General features: G+C 72.0%; 18 protein-coding genes and 3 tRNA genes. 3 read left to right on the top strand and 18 right to left on the bottom strand.

Annotation, left to right across the window (positions count from 1 at the left end):
• Positions 1-88: 88 nt before the first annotated feature.
• The 3 genes from leuS to ACIGXE_RS01935 all read right to left on the bottom strand — a co-directional run bounded on the left by leuS (position 89) and on the right by ACIGXE_RS01935 (position 3435).
• Positions 89-2956, bottom strand: a complete 2868-nt coding sequence (gene leuS, locus ACIGXE_RS01945) for a leucine--tRNA ligase (protein WP_399741534.1) — start codon at positions 2954-2956, stop codon at positions 89-91.
• Positions 2957-3219: 263 nt separating this feature from the next.
• Positions 3220-3292: transfer RNA gene (locus ACIGXE_RS01940), tRNA-Ala, on the bottom strand.
• A 70-nt stretch (positions 3293-3362) separates the two neighbouring features.
• Positions 3363-3435, bottom strand: a tRNA-Ala gene (locus ACIGXE_RS01935).
• A gap of 122 nt (positions 3436-3557) precedes the next feature.
• Between ACIGXE_RS01935 and ACIGXE_RS01930 the strand changes: the two genes are divergently transcribed.
• Positions 3558-4859 carry a glycosyltransferase 87 family protein gene (locus ACIGXE_RS01930; protein ID WP_399741531.1) on the top strand — a complete coding sequence of 434 codons (1302 nt, stop codon included), beginning with the start codon at positions 3558-3560 and terminating at the stop codon, positions 4857-4859.
• Here the strand turns inward: ACIGXE_RS01930 and ACIGXE_RS01925 are convergent.
• Both ACIGXE_RS01925 and ACIGXE_RS01920 read right to left on the bottom strand, forming a co-directional pair.
• Positions 4838-5071, bottom strand: coding sequence for a hypothetical protein (locus ACIGXE_RS01925; protein WP_365340132.1), 234 nt, complete (start codon positions 5069-5071; stop codon positions 4838-4840). The genes ACIGXE_RS01930 and ACIGXE_RS01925 overlap by 22 nt on opposite strands.
• 188 nt (positions 5072-5259) lie before the next feature.
• On the bottom strand, positions 5260-6693 hold the full coding sequence (locus ACIGXE_RS01920) for an MFS transporter (RefSeq protein ID WP_399741527.1): 1434 nt from the start codon (positions 6691-6693) through the stop codon (positions 5260-5262).
• Positions 6694-6794: 101 nt separating this feature from the next.
• Between ACIGXE_RS01920 and ACIGXE_RS01915 the strand changes: the two genes are divergently transcribed.
• On the top strand, positions 6795-7658 hold the full coding sequence (locus ACIGXE_RS01915) for a helix-turn-helix transcriptional regulator (RefSeq protein WP_399741524.1): 864 nt from the start codon (positions 6795-6797) through the stop codon (positions 7656-7658).
• A gap of 46 nt (positions 7659-7704) precedes the next feature.
• Here the strand turns inward: ACIGXE_RS01915 and ACIGXE_RS01910 are convergent.
• The 7 genes from ACIGXE_RS01910 to ACIGXE_RS01880 all read right to left on the bottom strand — a co-directional run bounded on the left by ACIGXE_RS01910 (position 7705) and on the right by ACIGXE_RS01880 (position 11984).
• A tRNA-Ala gene (locus ACIGXE_RS01910) sits at positions 7705-7777 on the bottom strand.
• 94 nt (positions 7778-7871) lie between these two features.
• On the bottom strand, positions 7872-8525 hold the full coding sequence (locus tag ACIGXE_RS01905; RefSeq protein ID WP_399743683.1) for a histidine phosphatase family protein: 654 nt from the start codon (positions 8523-8525) through the stop codon (positions 7872-7874).
• A complete protein-coding gene (rsfS, locus tag ACIGXE_RS01900) occupies positions 8522-8959 on the bottom strand; it encodes a ribosome silencing factor (protein WP_399741521.1) in 438 nt (145 codons plus the stop codon). The genes ACIGXE_RS01905 and rsfS overlap by 4 nt, the downstream gene beginning before the upstream one ends.
• An 80-nt stretch (positions 8960-9039) precedes the next feature.
• Positions 9040-10803, bottom strand: a complete 1764-nt coding sequence (locus tag ACIGXE_RS01895) for an LCP family protein (RefSeq protein WP_399741518.1) — start codon at positions 10801-10803, stop codon at positions 9040-9042.
• A 19-nt stretch (positions 10804-10822) separates the two neighbouring features.
• Entirely contained in the window at positions 10823-11443 is a 621-nt protein-coding gene (gene nadD, locus ACIGXE_RS01890) for a nicotinate-nucleotide adenylyltransferase (RefSeq protein WP_365340122.1), read from the bottom strand.
• A 53-nt stretch (positions 11444-11496) separates the two neighbouring features.
• Positions 11497-11658, bottom strand: a complete 162-nt coding sequence (locus ACIGXE_RS01885) for a hypothetical protein (RefSeq protein ID WP_376630377.1) — start codon at positions 11656-11658, stop codon at positions 11497-11499.
• Positions 11659-11741: 83 nt separating this feature from the next.
• Positions 11742-11984 (bottom strand): hypothetical protein, encoded by a 243-nt coding sequence (locus ACIGXE_RS01880; RefSeq protein WP_399743808.1) that lies wholly within the window; start codon positions 11982-11984, stop codon positions 11742-11744.
• 128 nt (positions 11985-12112) lie between these two features.
• On the opposite strand from ACIGXE_RS01880, the gene ACIGXE_RS01875 reads away from it, so the two are divergent.
• Entirely contained in the window at positions 12113-13267 is a 1155-nt protein-coding gene (locus ACIGXE_RS01875) for a M48 family metallopeptidase (protein WP_399741514.1), read from the top strand.
• Here the strand turns inward: ACIGXE_RS01875 and ACIGXE_RS01870 are convergent.
• The 6 genes from ACIGXE_RS01870 to galE all read right to left on the bottom strand — a co-directional run bounded on the left by ACIGXE_RS01870 (position 13252) and on the right by galE (position 19505).
• Positions 13252-14331, bottom strand: a complete 1080-nt coding sequence (locus ACIGXE_RS01870; protein ID WP_399741511.1) for a hypothetical protein — start codon at positions 14329-14331, stop codon at positions 13252-13254. The two genes, ACIGXE_RS01875 and ACIGXE_RS01870, sit on opposite strands and share 16 nt — an antisense overlap.
• A gap of 269 nt (positions 14332-14600) precedes the next feature.
• A complete protein-coding gene (locus ACIGXE_RS01865; protein ID WP_399741508.1) occupies positions 14601-15179 on the bottom strand; it encodes a hypothetical protein in 579 nt (192 codons plus the stop codon).
• 89 nt (positions 15180-15268) lie between these two features.
• On the bottom strand, positions 15269-16552 hold the full coding sequence (locus ACIGXE_RS01860) for a glutamate-5-semialdehyde dehydrogenase (RefSeq protein ID WP_399741506.1): 1284 nt from the start codon (positions 16550-16552) through the stop codon (positions 15269-15271).
• Positions 16553-16657: 105 nt separating this feature from the next.
• On the bottom strand, positions 16658-17137 hold the full coding sequence (locus ACIGXE_RS01855) for a hypothetical protein (protein ID WP_399741503.1): 480 nt from the start codon (positions 17135-17137) through the stop codon (positions 16658-16660).
• 180 nt (positions 17138-17317) lie between these two features.
• Complete coding sequence (gene proB, locus ACIGXE_RS01850) at positions 17318-18439, bottom strand: glutamate 5-kinase (protein ID WP_399741500.1); 1122 nt, start codon at positions 18437-18439, stop codon at positions 17318-17320.
• Between the two features lie 76 nt (positions 18440-18515).
• Positions 18516-19505: a UDP-glucose 4-epimerase GalE gene (galE, locus tag ACIGXE_RS01845; RefSeq protein WP_399741497.1), complete on the bottom strand. Its 990-nt coding sequence runs from the start codon at positions 19503-19505 to the stop codon at positions 18516-18518.
• Positions 19506-19672 lie beyond the last annotated feature (167 nt).

Genomic DNA, 19672 nt, shown 5'->3' with positions numbered 1-19672 from the left:
CGGTTCCAGCGGAACCCCCAACCTGCCCCTACCGCTCCCCTAGGGGACGGCCGGTGTCAGCGGCCTACGGCGTCAGCGGCCGACGGCGTCAGCCGGCGACGATGTTGACCAGCTTCGGCGCGCGGACGATCACCTTGCGGATCTCCGCGCCGCCCAGCGCCGCGACCACGTTCGCGTCGCCCAGCGCCAGCGCCTCCAGGTCCGCGTCGGTGATCGACGGGGAGACCTCCAGGCGGGCCTTGACCTTGCCCTTGATCTGCACGACGCAGGTCACGGTCTCGTCCACGACGTAGGCCGGGTCGGCGACCGGGAAGTCCTGGTGGACGACCGAGTCGGCGTGGCCCAGGCGGTGCCACAGCTCCTCGGCGATGTGCGGGGCCAGCGGGGCGACCAGCAGGACCAGCTGCTCGGCGACCGGGCGGGAGACCGCGCCACCGGACTTGGTCAGGTGGTTGTTCAGCTCGGTGATCTTGGCGATGGCGGTGTTGAAGCGCATCGCGACCATGTCCTGGCCGACCCCGTCGATGGCCTTGTGCAGGGCCCGCAGGGTGTCCTCGTCGGCCGACGCGTCGACGACGGTGACCTCGCCGGTGGTCTCGTCGACGATGTTGCGCCACAGCCGCTGCAACAGGCGGTACTGGCCGACGACCGCGCGGGTGTCCCACGGACGGGAGACGTCCAGCGGGCCCATGGCCATCTCGTACAGGCGCAGGGTGTCGGCACCGTACTCGGAGCAGATCTCGTCGGGCGTGACGGCGTTCTTCAGGGACTTGCCCATCTTGCCCAGGACGCGGCTGACCTTCTCGCCCTCGTAGTAGAAGGCGCCGTCGCGCTCCTCGACCTCGGCGGCCGGGACGGCGATGCCGCGGGCGTCCCGGTAGACGAAGGCCTGGATCATGCCCTGGTTGTACAGCTTGTGGAACGGCTCGGCCGAGGACACGTGGCCCAGGTCGAACAGGATCTTGGACCAGAAGCGCGCGTACAGCAGGTGCAGCACGGCGTGCTCGGCACCGCCGACGTACAGGTCCACGCCACCGGTGGGCATGCCCTCGCGGGGGCCCATCCAGTACTGCTCGACGGCCGGGTCGACCAGCTTCTGGTCGTTGTGCGGGTCCAGGTAGCGCAGCTCGTACCAGCAGGAACCGGCCCAGTTGGGCATGGTGTTGGTCTCGCGGCGGTACTTCTTCGGGCCGTCGCCCAGGTCCAGGGTGACGTTGACCCAGTCCTCGTTGCGGGACAGCGGGGTCTCCGGCTGGGTGTCCGCGTCGTCCGGGTCGAAGGTGCGCGGCGAGTAGTCGTCGACCTCCGGCAGCTCCAGCGGCAGCATCGACTCGGGCAGCGAGTGGGCGACGCCGTCCTCGTCGTAGACGATCGGGAAGGGCTCGCCCCAGTAGCGCTGGCGGCTGAACAGCCAGTCCCGCAGGCGGAAGTTGACGGTGCCCTCGCCGATGCCGCGGTCGGCCAGCCAGGAGGTGATCTTCGCCTTGGCCTCGACGACGCCCAGGCCGTCCAGGGAGATCTCGTCGTTGGCGGAGTTGATCAGCTTCGCCTCGTACGAGCCGAAGGCGTCGTCCCAGGTGGACGGGTCGGTGCCGCGGTCGTCCGACGGCTCCACGACGCAGCGCATCGGCAGCTCGAAGGCGCGGGCGAAGGCGAAGTCGCGGCCGTCGTGGGCCGGGACGGCCATGATCGCGCCGGTGCCGTAGCCCATCAGGACGTAGTCGGCGATGAAGACGGGGACCTGCTCGCCGCTGACCGGGTTGGTCGCATAGGCGCCGGTGAAGACGCCGGTCTTCTCCTTGGCCTCGGCCTGCCGCTCGACGTCGGACTTCGAGGCGGCCTGCTTGCGGTAGGCGTCGACGGCCTCGGCGGGGGTGGCGTGACCGCCGGTCCACACGTCGTGGGTGCCCTCGGGCCAGGCGGCCGGGACGATCTTCTCGACCAGGTCGTGCTCGGGCGCCAGGACCATGTAGGTGGCGCCGAACAGGGTGTCCTGGCGGGTGGTGAAGACGGTGATCGCGCCGGCGTCGCCCACCTGGAAGTCGACGCGGGCGCCCTCGGAGCGGCCGATCCAGTTGCGCTGCTGCAGCTTGATGGCCTCGGGCCAGTCCAGGCCGTCCAGGTCGTCCAGCAGGCGGTCCGCGTAGGCGGTGATGCGCATGTTCCACTGGCGCAGCTTGGCCTTGAAGACGGGGAAGTTGCCGCGCTCGGAACGTCCGTCGGCGGTCACCTCCTCGTTGGCCAGGACGGTGCCCAGGCCGGGGCACCAGTTGACGGGGGCGTCGGAGGCGTACGCCAGGCGGTACTCGCCCAGGACGTCGGCGCGCTCGGCGGCGGTCAGGGCGTTCCAGTCCCGGCCGCCGGGAACCTCACGGGCGCCGGTCTCGAACTGCTCGACCAGCTCGGCGATCGGGCGCGCCCGCCCGGCCTCGTCGTCGTACCAGGAGTTGAAGATCTGCAGGAAGATCCACTGGGTCCACTTGTAGTAGTCCGGGTCGATCGTGGCGAACGACCGGCGCTTGTCGTGGCCCAGGCCCAGCCGGCGCAGCTGGACCTTCATGTTCTCCATGTTGGCCTCGGTGGACACGCGCGGGTGCGTGCCGGTCTGCACGGCGTACTGCTCGGCCGGCAGACCGAAGGCGTCGAAGCCCAGGGTGTGCAGGACGTTGTGCCCGGTCATGCGTGCGTGGCGGGCGAAGACGTCGGTGGCGATGTAGCCCAGCGGGTGGCCGACGTGCAGACCGGCACCGGACGGGTAGGGGAACATGTCCATGATGAACTTCTTGGGGCGGGCCGCCACGGCCGCGTCCCCGGCGAGGTCACCGGTGGGGTTCGGGGCCTCGTAGGTGCCCTCGGCGTCCCAGGCGTCCTGCCAGCGTGCCTCGATGTCGGCGGCCATGGCCGCCGTGTAGCGATGCGGGGCCGCCGTCTCGGCGGCCGTGTTGATCTCGGTCATGGTCCTTGAAGCTCCATCGATCGTCTCTGCCCACTGCCAGCAACTGCCACGAAATGAAAAATCCCCTCGCACAGGAGGGGACGCCGCGCCGATGCCGACCGGATCTTCATCCGTCGGGACTGATCAGCGCGGCTCGCTAAGCAGAAGGCGTACGGCACGCATGGCGTCAGGGTACCGCAGGGCCCGAGCGGGCCGCACCGATGTTCCGTGCCGTGGGCACACGACGAAGCGGGCCGTCCGATGGACGGCCCGCTTCTCTTCTGTGGAGCTAAGGAGAATTGAACTCCTGACCTCCTGCATGCCATGCAGGCGCTCTACCAACTGAGCTATAGCCCCGCGCGCGGGAATTCGGTTTTCCGCAGAAGCGGCGCAAGCCATCCGATCCGGATGGCCCGCTTCCGTTCTGTGGAGCTAAGGAGAATTGAACTCCTGACCTCCTGCATGCCATGCAGGCGCTCTACCAACTGAGCTATAGCCCCTTGTTTTGCCGTCACCGCTCCGGTCTCCCTCGCGGCGACGGACAGAACACTAACGGCCCGCCCGGCAGATCGCCAAATCCGTTTCTCCGGCCCGTGCGGGGCTCCGGGTAGGGTCGCCGACTGTGTCCGTCTCGTCGCTGTCCCCGACCCGCGCCCGGCCGTGGCCCCTCGCCACCGCCGCGGCGGCCTGTCTGATCTCGTTCGCGGCCTTCTGGGTGGCGCAACGCCTCGCCCACGTGAACATGCTCGACGTGATGGTCTACCGGGCCGAGGCCGAGACCCTGCGGGCCGGCGGCGACCTCTACGCGATGCGCGCCACGTCGGCGAACCTGGCGATGACCTATCCGCCGTTCGCGGCCGTGCTGTTCCTGCCGTTGACGCTGGTCGGCGTCCCGCTGATGCGGACCCTGAACACCGCGGGGAACCTGCTGCTGGTGGTGGCGCTGGTCCGGTTGTCGCTCCAGCTGGTCCGCCCGGCGCTGTCCCGTCCCGGGTCCCGCGCCGAGCTGTGGCGTACGGCGCTGTGGATCGCGGCCGTCGTGGTCTGGTGCGAGCCGGTGTGGACGACGCTGCGCTACGGGCAGATCAACCTGCTCATAGCGGTGGCGGTGCTGTGGGACCTGACGCGCCGCGAGGGCAGCCGGTGGGCCGGCGTGGGCATCGGGCTGGCCACCGCGGTGAAGCTCACACCCGGCCTCTTCGTGGTCCTGCTGTTCGCCGCGGGCCTGCTGCTGTGGCGCCGGGACCGGCGGCCGAACCAGTGGCTGCGCACCGCGATCACGGCGACCGGGACCTTCCTCGGCATCACCCTCGCCTCGGCGCTGGCCCTGCCGGCCGACTCGAAGAAGTTCTGGACGGAGACCCTGTTCGAGACGGGCCGGGTCGGTCACGCCGAGGAAACCGCGAACCAGTCCGTCAGCGGCGTCCTGGCCCGGCTTCTGCACACCGACGCGCCGGGCCTGTGGTGGGTCGCGGCGGCCGCCCTCCTCGGCGGCGCGGCGATGGTGCTCGCGGTACGGGCAGCGGTCCGCGGCGACAAGGCGGTGGCCGTGGTCGTCACCGCGTTCACCGCGCTGATGATCAGCCCGATCTCCTGGTCCCACCACTGGGTGTGGTGCGTGACGCTGCTGATCCTGCTGTACGACCGCTCCACGCGCGCGTGGCCGGTGACGGGAGCGGTGGCGCTGGCCTTCGCCTCGTTCGCGCTGTGGTGGGTGCCGCACGACCCGGGCCGCCCCGAACTCGATCAGAACGCCGGTCAGATGCTGCTGTCCGCGGTCTATCCGCTGACGGCGACCGCGGTCCTCGCCGGCTACGCGCTGAGCCTGTGGCGGGCGCGGACCCGGGTGCAGGCGCCCGCGACGGAGCCGGAGCCGCGGGAGACGGTCCGGGAGCGGGAGCGTCAGGCCGTCGCGAAGGAGTAGAACCGCTTCAGGGTGCAGTGTTCGTCGAGGAGCCGGCCGTAGATCGGCTCCCCTTCGAGCTCACGGTAGGTCTCGATCGGGTCGCCCTTTATGATCAGCGCCCGCGCGCATTCCTCGCACCAGTACTGGAACTCGGCGTTGACCGGGTCCATGTCCCGGACGATGGGCGTACCGCTGTCGCACCAGTCGCACTTCCGCCTGTGGGCCCCCATCACTCGGCCCCGGTGACCCGAGCGGAGCGACACGAGGGGCGGTCCAGCCGGGCCCGTGGCTCGGGAACGCATTCCGCGACGGCAAAGGCTGCGATCTCCTCGGCACCGTCCACGGCCATGCGCGCTCCCTCCCGCCCGGACCCTCTTCCCCTCCGGCGGTCCGATTCTGCCATGGCCCCGCAAGGGGGTCAGCGTCGTCGGCCGAGGAGGCCCACCGAGGCGCCCAGGACCGCCACCGCGGCGAGGGCCAGGGTGGACTCTCCGAGGGCCCCGGCCGAGACCCGTGCCCCCGGTCCGGTGACAGCCCCCAGGTAGAGGCTGCCGAAGGCGGCCACGCCGATCAGCTGGCCGAGCTGGGTGACGGTGGCGAGCAGTCCGCTGGCGTCGGCGGCGTCCTCCGGCCGTACGGTCGCGAGCGCGCCGGTCAGGACGGGGCTGAAGGCCAGGGCCAGTCCGACGCCCATGCCGCACAGGACCGGGTAGAGCGTCCAGCCGCCCGTGCCGCCGTCCCTCAGGGCGGCGCCGGCGCCGAGCGCGGAGGCGGCCGTCAACAAGAAGCCGCCCGGCACGAGGAAGCGCTGCCAGGGGGCCGGCCGGCGACGCCAGGTGAGGCCGACGAGCCCGAACGCGGCGGCGGTGGGACCGAAGGTGAGTCCGGCCCGCAGGGCGCTCTGTCCGAGGGCGCCCTGGAGGTGCAGGGTGAGGGTGAACAGGAATCCGGCGTTGACGGCCATCACTGCCGCGATCCGCAGGACGGCGGGCCCGATGCCCCGGATCCGCAGCACCCGCGGGGCGATGAGCGGGGCGCCGCCACGCCGGGCGAGACGGGCCTCGTAGGCGCCGAAGGCGGCGAGGAGGAGCAGCGCGCCGCCGAGCGACAGCCAGGTCCAAAGCGGCCAGTCCTCCTCCTGACCGAGCACGAGCGGGACGGTGAGCAGCGAGACGGAGCCGGCGAGCAGGAGCAGGCCCGGCAGGTCCAGGGAGCGGGCCCGGCCGGCGCCGGTGGCGGCGTCGCGGGGCAGCACCTTGGCGCCGAGCACGAGCAGGACGAGGCCGATGGGCACGTTGACGAGGAAGACCGGGCGCCAGCCGGTGCCGAACAGGTCGGCGCTGACGAGGACGCCGCCGACGACCTGGCCGGCGGCCGCGCCGGTGGCGAGGACGGCGGAGTAGGCGCTGAGCGCCCGGACCCTCCCCTCGCCGGTGAAGTTGCGCTGGATGAGGCTGAGCACCTGCGGGATCATCAGGGCCGACCCGGCCCCCTGCGCGACACGGAAGCCGATCAACTGCCCGGTGCTCGCCGCGAGTCCGCAGGCGAGCGAGGCGGCGGTGAAGACGGCGAGGCCGGTGAGGTGGACGCGCCGGTGGCCGAGCAGGTCGCCGAGGCGGGCCCCGGTGATGAGCAATACCGCGTAGGCGATGGTGTATCCGGCGACGACGAGCTGGATCCCGGCGCCGGTGGCGGCGAGTTCGGTGCGGATGGTGGGGGCGGCGACGTTGACGATGAAGACGTCGAGCAGGGCCATGAACTGGGCGGCCAGCACGACGGCGAGGAGCGCGCCGGGGCGGTTGTCGGTGCCGGGGTCTTCACTGGGTGCGGGACGTGTGAGGGTCGTCGTCATGCCGGAAGCGTGACGCGGGCCGGATACGGGTAACGAGAGCCCGCTGATGCTGGTAGCGACAGCACCTGGCAACGGCGGTACGGGGGCTCGACCATGGGGGTGTGACGACTTTGGCAGCACCGATCCAGACGCGCCGCAGGCCGGAGCTGGCGGCCTTCCTGCGCAGCCGCCGGGCGCGGGTGACGCCGGCGGACGTCGGCATGCCACCGGGCCTGAGACGGCGCACTCCGGGACTGCGCCGCGAGGAGGTGGCCCAGCTGTCGGGGGTCGGCGTGACCTGGTACACGTGGCTGGAGCAGGGGCGGCCGATCAACGCCTCGGCGCAGGTGCTCGACGCGGTGGCCCGTACGCTGCGGCTGGACCGGCCGGAGCGCGAGCATCTGTACCACCTCGCGGAGGTGCCGTACGAGCCCGAGGCGGCCCCGGAGCACGTGGCGTCGGTCAGCCCGGAGATCCAGGGCATCCTGGACGCCCTCGCGCCGCATCCGGCCGTGGTCTACAACGCGCGGTACGACGTGCTCGCGACCAACACGACGTACGACATGCTGTTCGTCGACGACCGGGAGGGCACGGCGGACGAGCCGCCGGGTGTCCGCAACGTGCTGTGGAACCTCTTCACGATGCCCGAGCTCGACTGCCCGGTGGTCGACCGGCGGCTCGAGCTGCCGCTGATGGTGGCGCAGCTGCGCGGCGCGTACGGCCGGCATGTGGGCGAGCCCTCGTGGGAGGGGTTCGTCCGGCGGCTCTGCGAGGCCAGCGCGTACTTCGCGGAGCTGTGGCGCAGCGGGGACGTGGTGCCGCCGGGCCCGCGGGTGAAGACCTTCCGGCACGAGCTGGTCGGCGAGATACGCATGACCTCGGTCTCGCTGTCGATCAACGGGATGCCGGAGTGCCGGATCGTCACGTACACGCCGAACGACGAGGACAGCCGCCGGGCCATCGACCGTCTGCGGACGACGAGGTGACGCAAAGCAAGATCCCGCCCCCTGCGGGGACGGGATCCGGTGACTGTGGAGCTAAGGAGAATTGAACTCCTGACCTCTTGCATGCCATGCAAGCGCTCTACCAACTGAGCTATAGCCCCTCGTGTTCTTCGCGCTCCGCGCTGCGAACAAGAAGAACTTTAGCCTGTGACCTGCCAGAAAGTGAAATCGAGGCCTGACAGGCCGCACGCGGGGTCAGTCGTCGTCGCCGAGGACCGGCTCCGGCAGCGTGCCGGCGTTGTGCTCCAGGAGGCGCCAGCCGCGCGCGCCCTCACCCAGGACCGACCAGCAGCAGTTCGAGAGGCCGCCGAGGGACTCCCAGTGCCGGGCCTCCAGGCCGAGCAGCCGGCCGATGGTGGTGCGGATGGTGCCGCCGTGGCTCACCACGACCAGCGTGCCGTCCACGGGCAGCTTGTCGGCGTGCTCCAGGACCACCGGGGCGGCCCGGTCGGCCACCTCGGTCTCCAGCTCGCCGCCACCCCGGCGCACCGGCTCGCCACGCTTCCAGGCGGCGTACTGCTCGCCGTAGCGCGCGGTGATCTCGTCGTGCGTGAGGCCCTGCCACTCCCCCGCGTACGTCTCGCGCAGCGCGGAGTCGTGGGCGACGACATGGCCGGTCAGGGCGGAGAGCTCGGCGGCCGTGGCCGCCGCCCGCTTGAGATCGGAGGCGACGATCGCGTCCGGCTTCAGCGCCGCGAGCAGCCGGGCGGCCCGGCGCGCCTGGGCGACGCCGGTCTCGGTCAGCTCGATGTCCGTGGACCCCTGGAACCTGCGCTCCAGGTTCCAGGAGGTCTGGCCGTGACGCCACAGCACGATGCGGCGGCCGGTGCCGCCCTTGCCGCTGGTCAGCTCAGCTCACCGTCCGTTCCGTCGGTGCCCATCAGCTTGGCGTGCTCCTCCGCCTTGCCGCGGGTCTTCTTGGCGTCCTCGGGCAGTTCCAGCTCGGGGCAGTCCTTCCACAGCCGCTCCAGGGCGTAGAAGACCCGCTCCTCGCTGTGCTGCACGTGGACGACGATGTCGACGTAGTCGAGGAGGATCCAGCGGGCGTCGCGGTCGCCCTCACGGCGGACCGGCTTGGCGCCGAGGTCCTTGTTCAGCCGCTCCTCGATCTCGTCGACGATCGACTTGACCTGGCGGTCGTTGGGCGCGGAGGCGAGCAGGAAGGCGTCGGTGATCGACAGCACATCGCTGACGTCGTACGCGATGATGTCGTGCGCGAGCCGGTCGGCCGCCGCCTGGGCGGCGGCGTTGACGAGCTCGATGGAGCGATCCGTGGCGGTCACAAGCAGGCTTTCGTCGGCGGTCTGAGTCACCTCAAGGGTCTCATGTACCGCCGACGGGCCCGAAAAGGATTATCGGAGGGTCACCGTTTGGCTCCGGGGACCTTGTAGTCCTCGCCCAGGACCACGGTGACCTCGGCGTTCCCGGTGGGCTTGCCCTTGGTGACGGAGCCGGCGGGCAGACCGAGGGTCTTGGCGACCTCCACGGCCGTCGGCTTCTGGGCGTCGTCCCCGTACACGACCTGGGACTTCTCCTCGGTTCCGGCCTTGGTGCCGCCGACCACGGCATAGCCGCCGTTGATCAGCACCACGCGGGCCGCCTCGGTGGCGTCCTTGCCGGTGGCGTCGCGGATCGCGACCCGGGTCGCCGCGCCCTGCTCGGGGGCGCTGACCTTGCCGCCCAGGATGTCCTTGACCACGCTGTCGCCGGTGGCCTCGCTGAGCGAGCCGTCGGGCTCGACGGGCAGCACCGCGGTCTTGTAGTCGCCGACCTTGGCGTGCTCGGCGAGCTTGGCGAGGGAGGCGCCGAGGTCCTTCTCGGGGAGGGACGGGTCGAGGATCTGGGCCAGGGTCTCGATGGTGACGGTGGCGGCCTTGGGGTCGTCGGAGATCTTCCGCAGGACGCCGTACAGGACCGTGCCGAAGCGCTGGAGCTGCTTGGCCTCGGCCTCGCCGGGCGCCCGGTAGGTGGCGTAGGCGACGGCGGCGCGGCCGTTGAGGGTCTGGTTCTCGCCCTTCTTGACCAGCGGCTCGTCGCCCGGCTTGGCACCGGGGACGTCGGTGTCCGTGGTGATGTCGATGTTGCTGACGAGCTCGACGAGGTTCTCCAGGTACGGGGTGTCCAGCCGCCAGGTGCCGGTGATCTTCGCGCCGAGGAGGTTGCCGATGGCCTCGCGGGTGCCGCTGGAGCCGTCTTCCTCTACGGACTTGGCGAGGGTGGTGGTGGCGCCCTCCCCGTTGGCGACGGCGAGGGAGTTGGGGAGCAGGACGGTCGTGCCCTGCTTGGTGGTGGCGTTGTCCACGAGGAGGGCGGTGGAGGTTCCGCCGCCCGTGGTGTTGTGCAGGTGGACCACGATCGTGTCGCGCTTCTGCGGCCCGGTGGCGGTGTTCTGCTGCTGCTCCTCGGCGGACATCCCGGGGAGCCTGCCGGCGGACCACAGGTAGCCGACGCCGCCGACCACGGCGAGCACGGCGACCACGACGAGGGCGACGATCCGGTTGCGGCCGCGGCGGCGGGCCTCCTCGCGCCGCTCGGACCGGCTCTCGGTGAACTTGAGCCAGTCGATGACGTCCTCGGAGTCCTCGTCGGGCTCCTCGATGAACGAGAACTGCTCGGTGCGGTACGCGCGCCCGTCGTCCTCCGGCGCGGGGCGCTGCCCGGGCACGCCGGCCGGGGCGGCCTGCGGCGGGCGGGCCGCCGGCGGGGCCTGCGGAGCGGGGGCGGGCTGGGTCCGGACGGCCCACTGCTGACCGGTCTGGTCGACCTGGTCGATCCGGTCGAACGTGCCGGTCTGGCCGGTCTGGTCGTACGGGGCGGTCCGGCCCGTCTGGTCGAACTGGGCGGTGCCGCCGGCGTCGTACTGCTGGTAGTCGTACCCGGGCTGCCGGCCGTAGGGGTCGTACGGGGGCTGCGGTGCCTGCGGCTGCTGGACCGGCTGCCCGTACGCGTCGTAGCCGTACTGCTGCTGCTGTTGCTGCTGCTGCGGCTGCTGCTGGGCGGGCTGTCCGTAGGGGTCGTAGTGCTGCTGCGGGACCTGCTGCTGGTACACCGGCTGCCCGTACGCGTCGTAGCCGATGATCTGCGGCTGCGGATAGTACGGGTCGTACGGGTTCTGCTGATCGTTCACCGGTGCCCCTCCCCGAGGCTCACTCGCCGCGGTACAACTGGCGCTTGTCGATGTAGCGCACCACACCGTCCGGGACCAGATACCAGACCGGGTCGCCCTGTGCGACCCGCGCCCTGCAGTCCGTGGACGAGATGGCGAGCGCGGGGACCTCGACCAGCGACACCCCGCCCTTGGGCAGGCCGTCGTCGGTGAGGTCGTGACCCGGGCGGGTGACGCCGATGAAGTGGGCGAGCGCGAACAGTTCCTCGGCGTCGCGCCAGGTGAGGATCTGGGACAGCGCGTCGGCGCCGGTGATGAAGAACAGGTCCGAATCGCTGTTGAGGGAGCGCAGGTCCCGCAGGGTGTCGATGGTGTACGTCGGACCGCCGCGGTCGATGTCGATGCGGCTGACGGAGAACTGCGGGTTGGACGCGGTGGCGATGACCGTCATCAGATAGCGGTCCTCGGCCGGCGTGACGGCCTTGTGGCTCTTCTGCCACGGCTGTCCCGTCGGCACGAACACCACCTCGTCGAGGTGGAACAGGGCGGCCACCTCGCTGGCGGCCACCAGGTGTCCGTGGTGGATCGGATCAAACGTTCCGCCCATCACGCCGAGGCGGCGCTTGCCGCGACCGCCAGTAGGCACTTCCTGCTCTCCCATGCGTGCAGAGCCTACTGGCACGGCGGCGGACGCCGGATCAGCGGCCTCTCGGCTCAGCGGTCGCGGTTGAAGCGGGTGGTGATCCAGAGGAGCAGAAGGAGCGCGAGCAGGGCGCCGCCACCCGTCACGTACGGGCTGAGGCTTTCGTGGTTGCCGCCGTGCTCGGCACCCTCGGCGAGCGTGACCAGGTTGGCGGCGGTGGCGTGGAGGCTCATCTTCGGTAGGACCTTCGATCGGGGATGGGAGCGGAGACTTCGCGCACATCGTATGCGGCGCGTCGCGGAGCGCTCACGCCGACTCAGGCGTTGGCGTCACCGGGTCCGTTTTCGGCGCGGGTCGCCGCGGCCCGGCCGTCACCCCGGGGGCCCTCGGCGCCGGTGGTGTCCTCGCCGCCGTTGCGGTATCCGCGCAGCAGGAACCAGGCGAGCAGGGCGGCGCCCACCAGCGAGCCGAGCAGGACGATCCGGAGCGTGTCGCCCGGCCCCTGCTGCCCCGTCGCGGCGAGCAGGGCGGTGACGGCGGTGGTCGGGGTGTCCGTCATGACGGTGGTGCTCCTCGCTTGTCCACAGTGCCCGAGTTATCCACAGGCTCCGGCACACGGTAGCCCCCTCGCCTAGTCTGGTGGGCGTCAGGGGGACGAGCACCGACTCGTACGAACAGGGGGCATCCATGACCGAGAACCACCAGGGGAATCTGCCGGGCAGGCAGCGCAGGCGCTTCGCCGGCATCTCCTCGCGGGCCTACGAGCACCCGGCGGACCGCTCGGCGCTGGTCGCGCTGCGCAAGCTGAGCGGTTTCGACACCGTCTTCAAGGCGCTGAGCGGGCTGCTGCCCGAGCGCAGCCTGCGCCTTCTTTTCCTGTCCGACTCCGTGCGGGTGAGCGACGCACAGTTCTCTCACCTCAACGACATGCTGCGGGACGCCTGTTACATCCTGGACCTGGAGAAGGTCCCGCCGATGTACGTCACGCAGGACCCGAAGCCGAACGCGATGTGCATCGGCCTCGACGAGCCGATCATCGTGGTCACCACCGGCCTGGTGGAGCTGCTCGACGAGGAGGAGATGCGCGCGGTCGTCGGACACGAGGTGGGCCACGCGCTGTCGGGCCACTCGGTGTACCGGACGATCCTGCTCTTCCTCACCAGCCTGGCGCTGAAGATCGCCTGGATCCCGCTGGGGAACGTGGCGATCATGGCGATCGTGACCGCGCTGCGCGAGTGGTTCCGCAAGTCGGAGCTCTCGGCCGACCGGGCGGGCCTGCTCGTGGGCCAGGACGTGCAGGCCTCGATGCGCGGCCTGATGAAGATCGCCGGCGGCAACCACCTCCACGAGATGAACGTGGACGCCTTCCTCGCGCAGGCGGACGAGTACGAGAAGGGCGGCGACCTGCGGGACTCCGTCCTGAAGATCCTCAACGTGCTGCCGCGCTCGCACCCGTTCACCACGGTGCGGGCCGCCGAGCTGAAGAAGTGGTCCGAGACCCGTGACTACCAGCGGATCATGGACGGGCACTACCCGAAGCGCTCCGAGGACAAGGACACCTCGGTGACCGACTCCTTCCGCGAGTCCGGGCGGCACTACGCGGACTCGGTGCGTACCAGCCGGGATCCGCTGATGAAGCTGGTGTCGGACATAGCCGGCGGCGCCGGGGACCTCGCGGGCGACCTGGGCGGCAAGCTGTTCGGCCGCTTCAACGGCGGCAACGGCGGTGGCGCCGGCGCCGCCGGCGGCCAGGGCGCCAAGAGCGCGCATGGCGGCTCCGGGAGCGGTTCGGACGACGGCGACGGCACCGGGAGCGGCGAGCGGGGTCAGAGCGAGGGCTGAGCCTCCGGGGCCAGGGTCCCGCAGAGCGAGGAGACGGTGGGCCGGCCCGTCGCGTACGGGTCGGTGCCGGCCCGCCGGCTCGGGTCGGCGGCCCGCTCGCCGGCGAGCAGCGGCCGCAGCGCGCCGGTGGTGTCGGCGTCGCAGGACTGCGGGCCGGCCTCGACGGTGCTGGTGAGCAGCTCGGCGCGGTGCATCCGCAGGTCCTCGCGGTCGAAGCGGAAGTGCAGCGCGCGGTGGACCGTGTACAGCGAGGCCCGGGCCGTCGGGCCGGTGCCGGAGGCGGCGGGCCGGACGGCGTAGGTGAAGGTGTGGTCCGCCACGACGTCCAGCAGGTCGGAGTTGACCTCGGCGAAGTGCAGGGTGCCCTGGACGCGGACGGCGGGGTCGGCGAGTACGACCCGGCGCGGGTCGAAGCGGACCAGCCAGCCGGAGACGGCGTGCCGGCCGTCGTCCTGGGGCGATTCGACGCTCCGGTCGAACTGCTCCAGCTGGTCGGGGTCGAGGAGGAGCCGCGCCGGGCGGACGGTCACGCCGGCCAGGACGTCGGGTTCGAGGGAGGAGGCGACCAGGTAGTCCTTGGCGATGACGAGGGCCGCGACCACCTGGCTCTCGGAGAAGTGGCTGGTGCGGCCGGCCAGGGGGAGATTGATGCCGGCGGCGCCGGTGCGGAACTCCGCGGCGGGGCTGCGGGCGAAGAGCCGGGCGGGTTCGCCGCCGGGCACGGGACCCTGGGGGGCGAGCGGGACCAGAGTGGTCCGGAGCGCCTCGGCCCGCTGGTCGACCGGCGGCTGGTAGGGGTTGCGGACGCCGAGGTAGACCGCGGTGCCGAAGGCCAGCACGATCAGCAGAACGAGCAGCAGGGCCTGCCGGGAGCCCCCGCGGCCCTCCCAGGTCGGGCGGGAGCGGACGGCCTGGGCGTGTTCCCCCATGCGTTCCTGGGCGGAGAACTCCTGGAGCCGGGCAGCACGGACGAACGCCTCGTCGAAGACGACGGATCGGTACTCGTCCTCACCGCCGGGGAGTCCCTCGGGAGTCCCCTCAGGCGGGTCGCCACGCCCTGCCATACCTTCAGGGTAGGTCGGCGGAAGCTTCGGTAAACGCCCAGGTACACGACAACTTCCGAAGAATTCCGACGCGGCTGCGGCGAACGGGCGAAGCAACCGCCGACCGGGCCCGGCCCGCGGCCCCGAGAGAGCCCGGACGGTCCACGGACAGCTCCCGGACGGTCCTCGAACAGCCCTCCAGGACGGTCCACGGACAGCCACCGGGCAGCCCCCGGACGAGTCCCTCGAACAGCCTCCCGGACGGTCCGCGAACGGCCCCCGGACGGCCCCTACGGGGCGCCCGGCGCCGCCGGAACGGCGGGAGCGGGCGAGGCGGAGGCGGTGGCCGCGGAGGGGACCGCGCGGGGCTTGTCGACGCCGGTGGTGGCCGGCGGCGGGATGCGGTCCTGGCGGTTGGCGGAGGCGCCCCGGTACACGGCGCTGAAGGCGAGGGCGACCATGCCGACGCCCATCACCAGGGCGAGCACCCAGGCCACCGGGCGGTGCCAGCGGGCGCTGCTCCGGTAGGGGCGCAGGGCGCCGCCGTGGGGGCCGTAGGGGCCGAGGTCGTCGTCGGCGGTGTCCGGGTCGTAGCCGTCGGGCAGGCGGCGGGGGTCGTAGCCGTCCTCGTAGAGGTCGTCGTCGGCGAGGCCGGCGACGGCGCGGGCCCGGGCGGCCTCGGCCTCGGCACGGGCCTGGGCGGCGGCGAGCAGTCGCTCGACGGCGGTGGGCTCGTGGATCGTGGCGGCCCGTACGAAGTCCTCGTCGAAGACCACGGTGGCGAAGTCCTCGTCGGCGCCTCCGCGGTCGACAGAGTCCTCGGGGTCCCCGCCGTCCTGGAACGGCTTGCCCCCCACGTCGTCCGGCACGGATTCAGAGTAGACCGGGGAGGGGGTTTTGGGCAGGGAGAGCGCGAACTGTCCCTGCCCGATCCGGGCGGCCGAAAGAGGGACGCCGGTTACCGCACGTGACCGTCGCCGGTCACGATGTACTTGGTGGAGGTGAGTTCCGGAAGGCCCATGGGGCCCCGGGCGTGCAGCTTCTGGGTGGAGATGCCGATCTCGGCGCCGAAGCCGAACTGTCCGCCGTCCGTGAAGCGGGTGGAGGCGTTGACGGCCACGGTGGTCGAGTCGACCAGCTGGGTGAAACGGCGGGCCGCGGCCTGGGAGGTGGTGACGATGGCCTCGGTGTGGCCGGAGGACCACAGCCGGATGTGCTCGACGGCCCGGTCGAGGGAGTCGACCACGGCGGCGGCGATGTCGTAGGAGAGGTATTCGGTCTCCCAGTCCTCCGGGGTGGCCGGGACGACGGTGGCCTTGCTGCCCTCGGCGTGGGCGAGGACCCGCTCGTCGGCGTGGACGGTGACACCGGCCTCGGCCAGGGCGTCGAGGGCGCGCGGCAGGAAGTCGGCGGCGATGTCCTGGTGGACGAGGAGGGTCTCGGCGGCGTTGCAGACGCTGACCCGGTGGGCCTTGGAGTTGATCAGGATCTCGACCGCCATGTCGAGGTCGGCCTGGGCGTCGACGTAGACGTGGCAGTTGCCGGTGCCGGTCTCGATGACGGGGACGGTGGACTCCTCGACGACCGTCTTGATCAGGGAGGCGCCGCCGCGCGGGATGAGGACATCGACGAGGCCGCGGGCGCGCATCAGCTCGCGCACCGAGTCGCGGGACTCGCCGGGGACGAGCTGGATCGCGTCGGCGGGCAGTCCGGCGCCGCCGACGGCGTCGCGCAGGACCTTCACCAGGGCGGTGTTGGAGGAGTACGCGGAGGACGAGCCGCGCAGCAGGACCGCGTTGCCGGACTTGAGGCAGAGGGCGGCGGCGTCGACGGTGACGTTGGGCCGGGCCTCGTAGATGATGCCGACGACGCCGAGCGGGACGCGGATCTGGCGCAGGTCGATGCCGTTGGGGAGGGTCGAGCCGCGGACGACCTCGCCGACCGGGTCGGGCAGGGCGGCCACGTGCCGCACGTCGGCGGCGATGGCCCGCACCCGCTCGGGGGTGAGGGTCAGGCGGTCGATGATGGCCTCGCTGGTGCCGGCCTCACGGGCGCGGGCGATGTCCTCCGCGTTGGCCTCGACGATCTCGGCCGTGCGGACCTCCAGGGCGTCCGCGACGGCGAGCAGGGCGTCGTCCTTCGTCGCGCGCGGGAGTGGCGCGATCTCGGCGGCGGCGCCGCGGGCCCGGTAGGCGGCCTGGGTGACCGGGGACATGTTGTCGAAGGGCGTGAGCGAGGTCATGCCCGCAGGGTACTGGCACCTCTGCGGACATCCCTCACGTATCCCTCCGGCGTCCCGCTCTGCGAGACGCCCCGTGACCGGCTGCCGAACGGCCGGAAGTCGACGTCAGTACGGGTGGACGCCGACCGGGGCGGCCGGTGGGGGGCCGTAGCCCTCGGCGATCCGCTGGTGGTAGGTCTCCCGGTCGATGACCTCCAGGCCGACGATCTCCCAGGGCGGCAGCTTGGCGGTCTGACGGTGTTCGCCCCACAGCCGCAGGGCGACGGCCGCGGCGTCGTGCAGGTCGCGGGCCTCCTCCCAGTAGCGGATCTCCGCGTGGTCGTTGGCGTAGCGACTGGTCAGCAGGAACGGGTGGTCGTGGGCCAGCTGTTCCAGGGCCCGGCGCACCTCCTTCAGCGGAGCCTCCGCACCGGAGACGCTGAGGGTGATGTGCCAGAGCTTGGACACCTCCCGGTCCGGGGTCGTCTCGTCGGACTGCTCCGGAAGATCCTGCTCGTACTGGTCGAAGTCGGCTCCGGCCTCGACGCTCGTCAGGGCGCGTTCGGCCGTCCCGCGGGGCAGTGCCCCTGGGCGCGCTCGTCTCACCGGCGGCCTCCTGTGTGATGCCTGTGCTGCGTGCTGCTGCATGCTGCTGCGTGTGCTGCGCGTGCTGTCGTCCCCGCCCTCTTCCGTGCCCCCGAGACAAAGTTGACCAGCCCGGGGCGGCGCATGGGGCGGTTTTGGTAAAGGTCCCTACCGGATGACCAGAGTTTCAGCCGTTTCGGTTCACATCACGACGAGGTCGTCGCGGTGCACGACCTCGCGCTCGTACTCGGGGCCGAGTTCGCGGGCGAGTTCACGGGTGGAGCGGCCGAGCAGCCGGGGGATCTCCCGGGCGTCGAAGTTGACCAGCCCGCGGGCGACGGCGCGGCCCGCGGTGTCGCGCAGCTCGACCGGGTCACCGGCGGTGAACTCGCCCTCGACGGCGGCGATTCCGGCCGCGAGCAGCGACTTCTTGCCCTCGACCACGGCCCGCACGGCCCCGTCGTCGAGGGTGAGCGCGCCCTGCGGGGTGGAGGCGTGGGCGAGCCAGAGGAGCCGGTCGGCGGAGCGGCGGCCGGTGCGGTGGAAGTACGTGCCGGTGTCGCGGCCGGCCAGGGCGTCGGCGGCGCGGACGGCGGAGGTGAGGACCACGGGGATGCCGGCGGCGGCCGCGATCCGGGCGGCCTCGACCTTGGTGACCATGCCGCCGGTGCCGACGCCCGCCTTGCCTGCGGAGCCGATCTCGACGTGGGCGATGTCGTCGGGGCCGGTGACCTCCTCGATGCGCGAGGTGCCGGGCTTCGACGGGTCGCCGTCGTAGAGGCCGTCCACGTCGGACAGCAGGACCAGCAGGTCGGCCCGGACGAGGTGGGCGACGAGGGCGGCGAGCCGGTCGTTGTCGCCGAAGCGGATCTCGTCCGTGGCGACGGTGTCGTTCTCGTTGACGACCGGCAGGGCGCCCATGGCGAGCAGCTGGTCGAGGGTGCGGTAGGCGTTGCGGTAGTGGGCGCGGCGGCTGGTGTCGTCGGTGGTGAGGAGGACCTGGCCGACGCGGACCCCGTACCGGGCGAAGGAGGCCGTGTAGCGGGCGACGAGCAGGCCCTGGCCGACGCTGGCGGCGGCCTGCTGCCGGGCGAGGTCCTTGGGGCGGCGGGTGAGACCGAGCGGCGCGAGGCCCGCGGCGATGGCGCCGGAGGAGACCAGGACGATCTCCTTCTCGCCGCCGCTGCGGACCTTGGCGAGGACGTCCACGAGGGCGTCGACGCGGTCGGCGTCGAGTCCGCCGGAGGCGGTGGTCAGCGAGGACGACCCGACCTTCACGACGATCCTGCGGGCTTCCGTCACGTACTGCCTGGCCACTGTCACCTGCGTCGTCCTCGCCGTCATGCTCGTGCTCTCGCTCGGCACGCAATCTACGCGAGCGGTGTCGCGCACCGCCCGCCTATTCCACCGGCTGGACGGCGTTCCCGGTGTGCGCCTGCCAGGCCGAGGCGATCATGGAGCGCACGTCGTGGCGGGCCTTCCAGCCGAGCTCCGCGGAGATCCGCTCGGCCGAGGCGACCACCTGGGCCGGGTCGCCCGGACGCCGCGCGACCACCTCGGGCGTGACCTCGCGGCCGGTGACCTCGCGGACCAGGTCGATCATCTCCCGGACCGAAACGCCTTCGCCGCGGCCGATGTTGAGGGTGAGGTCGCGGAACTCCCCCGCCGCGGCGAACTCGGTGAGCCGGCGCGCGGTGGCCAGATGGGCGTCGGCGAGGTCGGCGACGTGGATGTAGTCGCGGACGCAGGTGCCGTCGGGGGTCGGGTAGTCGGCGCCGAAGATCAGCGGCGGCTCGCCCGCGTCGAGCCGCTCGAAGACCATCGGCACGAGGTTGTGGACGCCGGTGTCGGCGAGGGCGGGCTCGGCGGTGCCGGCCACGTTGAAGTAGCGCAGGCAGGCGGTGGCCATGCCGTGCGCGCGGCCGGTGGAGCGCACCATCCACTCCCCGGCGACCTTCGTCTCGCCGTACGGGCTGAGCGGGGCGCAGGGGGTGTCCTCGGTCACGAGGGCGGTGTCGGGCATCCCGTACACGGAGGCGGAGGAGGAGAAGACGAAGCTCCGGACGCCCGCCGCGGCGGCGGCTTCGAGCAGGACCTGGAGGCCGCTGACGTTCTCGCGGTAGTAGAGGAGCGGGCGCTCGACGGATTCGCCGACGGCCTTCTTCGCGGCGAGGTGGACGATCCCGCCGATCGTGTGGGCGCGCAGGACCCGGTCGAGGAAGGGGCGGTCGAGGACGCTGCCGCGCTCCAGGGTCACGCCCGCCGGGACCCTGTCCGGGTCGCCGGTGGAGAGGTCGTCCAGGACGACCACCCGCTCACCGGCCTCGGTCATGGACTTGACGACATGGGAACCGATGTAGCCGGCGCCGCCGGTGATGAGCCACGTCATTCGGGCAGCCTAACGCGAAGGGGGCGAAACAGCGGCGGGGCGGGGCGGGGCCCCCCCCGGGGGGCCCCCCGGCCCCCCCCCCCCCCCCGGGGGGGGCCCCCCCCCCGCCCCCCCGCCCCCCCCCCCCCCCCCCCCCCACCAACAACCCCCCCAGCCCCCCCCCCCCC

The organism is Streptomyces sp. NPDC053431 (assembly GCF_044544925.1).
Taxonomy (GTDB): domain Bacteria; phylum Actinomycetota; class Actinomycetes; order Streptomycetales; family Streptomycetaceae; genus Streptomyces.
This window is presented reverse-complemented; position numbering and strand designations above follow the sequence as displayed.